8 protein-coding genes are annotated in these 7,320 nt (G+C 33.7%); 1 reads left to right on the top strand and 7 read right to left on the bottom strand.

The annotated features are described in order from the left end of the window. Together BM211_RS04555 and BM211_RS04550 are read right to left on the bottom strand one after the other, a co-directional pair. A partial coding sequence (locus tag BM211_RS04555; protein WP_177206879.1) for a transposase occupies positions 1–222 on the bottom strand: 222 nt, incomplete at its 3' end. Between the two features lie 177 nt (positions 223–399). Further along, positions 400–1,878 (bottom strand): Lsa family ABC-F type ribosomal protection protein, encoded by a 1,479-nt coding sequence (locus tag BM211_RS04550; protein ID WP_090995309.1) that lies wholly within the window; start codon positions 1,876–1,878, stop codon positions 400–402. Between the two features lie 688 nt (positions 1,879–2,566). Between BM211_RS04550 and BM211_RS04545 the strand changes: the two genes are divergently transcribed. Continuing rightward, complete coding sequence (locus tag BM211_RS04545; protein ID WP_035434891.1) at positions 2,567–3,169, top strand: HD domain-containing protein; 603 nt, start codon at positions 2,567–2,569, stop codon at positions 3,167–3,169. Between the two features lie 98 nt (positions 3,170–3,267). Here the strand turns inward: BM211_RS04545 and BM211_RS04540 are convergent, their stop codons facing one another. Genes BM211_RS04540 through BM211_RS04520 form a run of 5 tightly spaced genes read right to left on the bottom strand, consistent with a single transcriptional unit; the run spans position 3,268 to position 7,272 of the window. Further along, positions 3,268–3,690 (bottom strand): NUDIX hydrolase, encoded by a 423-nt coding sequence (locus tag BM211_RS04540; RefSeq protein ID WP_035434893.1) that lies wholly within the window; start codon positions 3,688–3,690, stop codon positions 3,268–3,270. 15 nt (positions 3,691–3,705) lie between these two features. Next, positions 3,706–4,503 (bottom strand): ABC transporter permease, encoded by a 798-nt coding sequence (locus tag BM211_RS04535; RefSeq protein WP_035434895.1) that lies wholly within the window; start codon positions 4,501–4,503, stop codon positions 3,706–3,708. Between the two features lie 2 nt (positions 4,504–4,505). Continuing rightward, positions 4,506–5,489, bottom strand: coding sequence for an ABC transporter ATP-binding protein (locus BM211_RS04530; RefSeq protein ID WP_090995308.1), 984 nt, complete (start codon positions 5,487–5,489; stop codon positions 4,506–4,508). A gap of 11 nt (positions 5,490–5,500) precedes the next feature. After that, on the bottom strand, positions 5,501–6,310 hold the full coding sequence (locus BM211_RS04525; protein ID WP_035434898.1) for an ABC transporter permease: 810 nt from the start codon (positions 6,308–6,310) through the stop codon (positions 5,501–5,503). After that, a complete protein-coding gene (locus tag BM211_RS04520; RefSeq protein WP_090995292.1) occupies positions 6,301–7,272 on the bottom strand; it encodes an ArsR/SmtB family transcription factor in 972 nt (323 codons plus the stop codon). Before BM211_RS04520 ends, BM211_RS04525 begins: the two co-directional genes overlap by 10 nt. Between the last annotated feature and the right edge of the window lie 48 nt (positions 7,273–7,320).

Below are 7,320 nucleotides of genomic sequence, written 5' to 3'. Positions count from 1 at the left end.
TGTACGTGGTTGTCCTTTAAACGGTGCATTACCTTTACTACGTTCATCAAATGGTTCACCATTTTTCCATTTTTTCACCCAAACCTTTAATTGTGTACAACTTCGAATACCTAATCGTTCTGAGAGCCTTTGATAACTTTCGGACCCATTCACATAGGCCCTAACGGCATCTAACTTAAATTCTTCCGTGTAGGATTGAAATTGTTGTCCCTTTTTCGCCATAGAAAAATCCCCTCCAAGTTTCATTCTTTCCTTCATCTTATCATGAAGGTTTTTTTGAATGTCTACTTAAAGGGGATAAGACCATAGAGAAATTAGGCTTTTTTCATCACTCCATTAAAGCATCCTATAGTTTAATGACTTGATTTACTGATTATATCTTCAATCATTCACTTTGAACTACATAGATATAGTTTTTGTTGCAACTGTTTGTTGAAATGTCTTATCATGCTCAACAATAACCATTGTTGGATTAAATTGTTGAATAAGCTCTTCAATCTGCATACGCGAATAAATATCAATAAAGTTTAATGGTTCATCCCATATATATAAATGAGCTTTTTCACATAAACTTTTAGCGATAAGCAGCTTTTTCTTTTGTCCGCCAGAATAATGAGATATATCTTTCTCAAATTGAATTCGGTCAAAATCCATCTTACGTAGGATGGATTTAAATAACGTCTCATCAATCTCGTGCTCTTCAATAAAGTCCGATAACGATCCCTTCAAATGAGAAGTATCTTGCTCGACATAGGAAATGATGAGTCCTGAACCTAAATTAACTGAGCCTGTATGCTGTATTGAATGTCCTAGAATTAGCTTTAGGATACTACTTTTCCCGCTTCCATTCTTTCCATCAAGTACAATTCGGTGCCCTTGTTCAACTATGAAGCTAATTGGTTCATTTACTATTTGGTCATCATACTTAACAGACACATCAGCCAAAACAACCAATTCATTTGACTGAAATTTCAATTGTTCTAATTTTAACGACTCAGTTTTCTCTACATTTTTTAGTAATTTTGACTTTTCTTCAATAGCTTTTTGTTGCCTTGATTCAATGTTCTTCGCTCTCTTCATCATCTTGGCCGCTTTATGTCCTACAAAACCCTTATCTAACTTAGATCCTGAATTCCTTGTTCCATTTTTGGAAGCTTCCACTTGATGAGACCAACCTACTGAACGCTTTGAAGACTGTTTTAATCTCTCTATGTCTTTTTGTAGACGCTCATTTGTAGCCTCCTCATGTTCCTGCTGTCTATCAAAATTTAACTTCCAAGAAGAATAGTTACCACTTTGAACTTCAATATTCGCTCTATTTATAGATAAAATATGGTCAACACATCCATCTAAAAAGATTCTGTCATGTGAAATTAAAATAAACCCTTTTTTCTTCCTTAGATAAGCAGAGACCATCTTTCGTGCATCAGTGTCTAGATGATTTGTTGGCTCATCAATTAATAGAAATTGACCCTCATTCAAAAACAGTGCAGCAAGCAACACCTTTGTTTGTTCTCCATTTGATAATGTTTTAAATGGTCGGTACATAACCTCAGCATCAACATTTAAATAGGATATTTCACGCAGAAATTCCCAATCTTCTGCTTGGGGACAAATTTCTTCAAGAATTTCATAAGTAAACTTGTTCTTATCCGAAACTGGATAAGGAAAATAATTAAATTCTACCGAAGCAGTGATTTTCCCACTATATTCATAATTCCCTAATAACAAATTAAAGAATGTCGTTTTACCTCGTCCGTTTCTACCAATAAAGCCCAATTTCCAATCTGTATCTATTTGAAAGTTTACACCTTCAAAAATATTATCAAAGTTACCTGGGTATGAAAAAGTTAAGTCTTGAACTTGTATCATTGACATAATAATTCCTCCTTTATAGATCAACACTTTTCGTATAAAGTCGGAATATCCATCAACTTTTTAATTCCTCCATATAAGTGTGATGGATATTAACGACTTATATAGAGCATTACATGTGTAACAATAGTGTCTGAATTACTCATTTTTCTCTCTCCTTTATTTGTTCAGTTACAGTTACTGATTAATAAATATGAACTTACCTATAAGAGAAAAAAAATCCTCCCAATTTGTAATTGGAAGGATTAGTCTTTCACTTATACTTAATAAGTCCATATTCATCATTGGAATTATGACAAATAAAGCATGAACTGATTTATAAAAAATGGATAGACTAACTCTATATTTTGTAGTTTGAAGTTATTCATTTCAAATTAAAATATAGATTAGTTAATCATTATTCACTCATCAGTCCTCTCATAATTCTATTTTCAGACTAACATTCTTTTTTACGGAATGCAATATCAGAATCATCTTCACCTAATCCAAACTCCTCTAAAATCCTTCGAGTAAAGAGATAAAACATCGTCACTTTATTTCAAACCCACACTACTAGCAAGTGAACCATATTTTCTAAACGTACAGGTTTTCATTTAGCCCAATTACATAATATCTATAAATCTTAATATAAATATAAAATTGACACATTCTACTTTCGTATTAAGATTAAAATATATGGAGGCGAATTTATATGGAATATAACATTTTAAAAGTTATTGCACTAGCAGAAAAACTAAAATATGAAATGCGGCACAGTTGGCTCTCTAACGGCCGTCAAGAGAGTGTAGCAGAGCATACATGGCGTATGTCACTCATGGCTATCCTCGTTCATCCTTATTTAGATGAAAAAGTGAATATCGAAAAATTACTTAAGATGGTAATTATCCACGATTTAGTCGAAGCGGAAGCTGGTGATATCCCTGCATTCGATACGATGAATAGTGAAGAATTAACACGAAAAAAACAAGAAAATGAACAACAAGCGATTCTGAATATTAAACATACACTGTCAGGCCCACTTGGGGAAGAATTATATGAACTATGGATGGAGTTTGAAGAAAAAGAAACGTATGAAGCAAAAGTAGCAAATGCTTTAGATAAGCTAGAAGTAAAAATTCAACATAATGAAGCAGACATCGATACATGGCTGCCTATCGAACACAAAATGACATTCCAAGTTGCTCAGCATACGGATTTTGATTCATTCTTATCAAAGTTACAAAAGATTATTGAAAAAGAAGGCGAACAAAAATTAATTGCTGCTGGGATTGATGTTGGGGCTTGTAAACAGTAACAGTTTATACTTTAAAGAAACTACTTATATATTTTATAGAAGAAACCGCATGAAAATTTTTCATGCGGTTTCTTCTATCTTACTATTCTCTTCTTTCATTAAAAGTAATTTTCATCTAGAACAAATTGATGAAACAACTCTTTATCCTCTGGAAAAGATAAGTGGATTCTTTCTATTTCACTCAAACTTTTCCAACTAATTTCATGAATTAAACCGTCCGGATCACATATTTCTGCTTTTCCGCCAATCACTTCTACTTCATAGTACACAATATGAACGTTATACCCATTGCTATCACCAGTTTTTTCATGTACCTTTTGAATGATTCGTACATCATATCCCGTTTCTTCTTTCACTTCACGAATACAACACTGTTCAAATGTTTCATTTTCAAATTTCCCTCCAGATGGCACGGACCATTTTAATTCTTCCTCTTTTACATCTGGTCGTCCTTGTAATACCATTAATAAATTTTCATCTTTATTGATACATAATGCTGCTGCACCTTGAAAAATCTCCATTTTTTCTCCCTCCTCTTAAAACAAAACCATATTCCCTGTTCGTTTCGCATGCTTTTCTGCCTTCCGAACGAGCAAATAAGATATGATCACCAACAAGGCTAACATACTAAATAACAAGCATAAGTTTGGGAATAAATCTAAAATACTCTTTCCCTCCATCAATAGTGAGCGAAATATTTGTAGCACATATGTTAATGGAAACAACGCTGCCATTATTTTTCCCCATAAAGGCAACACAACAATAGGAATACGTACACCAGCAAAAAATTGCATCGGTTCTTCTAAAATTGTAAAGAGAATGCTCGCATCTCTTGAAAATAAAAAGATAGTGTTCAAGACCCCTCCCCATACAACTGCTGAAATACATAACACAATAAAAGCAAATACAATATTTTCAACTGGTGGTACCTTCACATCATCAAGAAATAAGACAATGAGTATAGAGAAAACGGTAAACATCCATACACCTTCTATTAAATTTGCTCCTGCCCGGCAATACATCATCCATACGCGTGATACAGGTGTTAAAAAAATGAGCTCTAATGTCCCATTTTGACGTTCCCATGACATTTGCCATGCTGATTGGACAAGACTCCAAAAGAAAACATAGCCGATATAACCTGTAATGAGAAAAAAGCTAATTTGCTTTGGATCCATCCATTTTGCCAGTGGACTACTATTTGATGTATCAAATGGTTTCACCGAAAAATAAGCGGTCGCAAATAATAATACAGGCCAAATGAATAAAGAAAAATAGACCATTTTACTATGAAAATGATTACGGTGACTCTTCTTCCATTCTGCAAAAAACATATTCACGCACTCACCCCATTTGCAATTTGCAAGATTGCATCCTCTAATCTCGCTTTATGTGTTTCTAATTGTAGTATGCTAATTTGATGTTTTGCTAATAACGATAAAACTACCGTGGTCATATCAAAAGATGCTGTTAATTCATAGCGCAGTCCATCTCCCATATGTTCCTTTACAAACTTTATTTCTCTTTTTCCAAAAGAACGCTCCAATTGTTCCGTTAATTCATTTGATAATACAGAAATCACAATTTCTAAATGATGCTCACGTACAATAGATTGTATAATATCTTGAGGAGTTCCTTCATACAGAAGACTTCCTTTTTCAATAATATAAAGACGATCGCAAAGCTCTTCTACTTCTTCAAGATAGTGACTTGTTAATAAAATTCCTTTATTCTGTTCTTTCGCTAATTTATATACCATTTCTCGTAATTTTTTTGCTACTGGTGCATCTAATCCTAATGTCGGCTCATCAAGAAATAAATAATCAGGATCATTGATGAGTCCTCTTGCAATTTGTAAGCGCTGTTTCATTCCCTTTGAATATCGTTCAACAGGTGTATTGGCAGCTTCTTCTAACTCTACTTGCTTCAAAAGAAAATGAATGCGTTCTTCTAATTCTGCTCCTTTTAAACCATATAGACTTCCAAAATACTGAAGATTTTCTTTCCCCGTTAAGCGCCAATAAAGCATACGCTCCCCACCAGCAATCATATTAATTTTTTTCTTCACAAGAATATCCTGTTTTGTACTATCTGTTCCATCAATTTCAATCACACCTGAAGTCGGTTCAAGAAGCGTAGCTAACATTTTAATGGTTGTTGTTTTTCCAGCACCATTCACACCTAACAAACCAACAATTTCTCCTTTCTCAATTGTTAAATCTAACCCGTTCACTGCCTCAATTATTTTTCTTTTTTTGCGAAAAAAACCTATTTTTTCTTTTAATTCATAGCGTTTCACAAGTTGTTTCGCCCGTATCATCCAAATCTCCCCTATGCAAAATGTTTTTCAATAACATACTTTTCCATTCGTTTTATAGCTATTACACCAATTACAAAGTAAACAACTCCTAATCCTAGTAACCACATAAGATCAGATTGTATAGCAGTTACATTCCCGCCCTCGATTATGCATAATCGAAATGCTGATAGGCCATGTGATAATGGCATGAGCAAGCTTATAGTCTGTAAAAACGCAGGAAGATAGCCTACCGGAAAAAATACTCCGCTAACAAGACTCATAAAAATAAACAACGTATTTTGCGTTAAATATGTATCTCGAAAATAAAGCATGAAAGCTCCAAGCACTAATGCTTGCGCAAAAATTGAAAAAAAGAAAATAAGTAATAACAGTGATACAGCAACGATATTCATTTCACGAAATTGCAATCCAAACAACAAACCAAACATAAAAATTGCAATAAATTCAAGTCCAACTCGAAGCATTCCTTGCGCAGCTGCTCCTAAAAAATATCCTTGCCGAGATGATGGAGTTAACAACAGTACATCTAACGTTCCCTCACGTAATTCTGTAATGAACGTTCGACTCACAATCATTAATAAAGAAACGGCAAACGAATAAAAAACAGCACCTAGTATAACGTAGGAAAGATAATCATCTGTTTTTCCTAGTTTTATAAAGCTATCATTTAATTTTCCTTGGAACATAAAGTGGTACGATAAATACGAAAACAATACAATATAAATACCACTTAAAATATGGCCAAGAAAAAATGCCCATGGATACGCTCTTTGCATCGTATAAAAATCACGACGAAATGTAGCCCAAAACGTTAACCACACGTTTTTTCCTCCTCTATTTTATGAATGGCTGGAAAGTCCATAAATTGATCTAAATCTACTCGAATTTGTTCCAGCTTTTCACGATTTGTTTGATAAAATACGTAATATCCTTTTCTTTCTTTTTGTACTAGTTCAGTTGCTTCAAGTATTTTCAAATGATTCGAAACAGTCGATTTCGTAAGGTTGTATCTCTCTGTTAATTGCTGCGTACAAAACGATTGAAATGATAAGTCTCGCAACATTTTTAAACGTGTTTCATCTGATATCGCTTGTAAAATTTGCAATAAATCTTTTGGTACTTCATCTGGATAGGATGAAGCAATTCCGACTTCATAATACACTTTTATATGAGTAGAAATGAAGTTATCCATTAGCAAATGGGGTGCGATAAAAGTTGATGGATAAAACGTGATTGCAGATAAATCTACAAAACGATACTGCCATGTACGTGCTTTTAAAAATGTGATGTGCTCCCCTTCAATTAGAAATCTTGGATGTAACGTCTTAGAAAGTAATAATGGATTTTGTTTTATCATTTCTTTCAAATCATGTACGGATTGCTGGAGCCAAGGTTCAATTCGAAAAAGCTCCCTTGCAAAATAACATTGATGATATTCGTATAAAAAATTACAAATCGTTTCTTTCTCTAAATCCGGAAAAAATCTTTGAAATGCCTTTTCATCTGTAGCTCGTAATCTTTCAATCCCTTCTTCTACATACACTTCAACTGAAAAATCTGAACACCAGTCGATAAATCGAAACCAATCATCACTTTTTTTGTTAATTTCATGCAGCAATTCCTTTTCATTTTCATTCATCATACTCAATAGATTTTCTGCCCACGGTAGTCGCTTCACATGATGTGCCGGATTAGATAAAACGTGCAGACTTAATAACATTTCGCGAAATGGTGAATAAACAACTTTGACATGCCGCTCAAACCAAGATGTAATGTGTACCATATGGTCCCCTCTCTTTGATTCGGTATCTATCGAATCAGTTTTATAATT

The organism is Bacillus sp. 491mf, assembly GCF_900112415.1.
GTDB lineage: Bacteria > Bacillota > Bacilli > Bacillales > Bacillaceae_G > Bacillus_A.
Note: the sequence above shows the minus strand (reverse complement) of the source record. Positions and strands in the feature narration are given on the sequence as shown.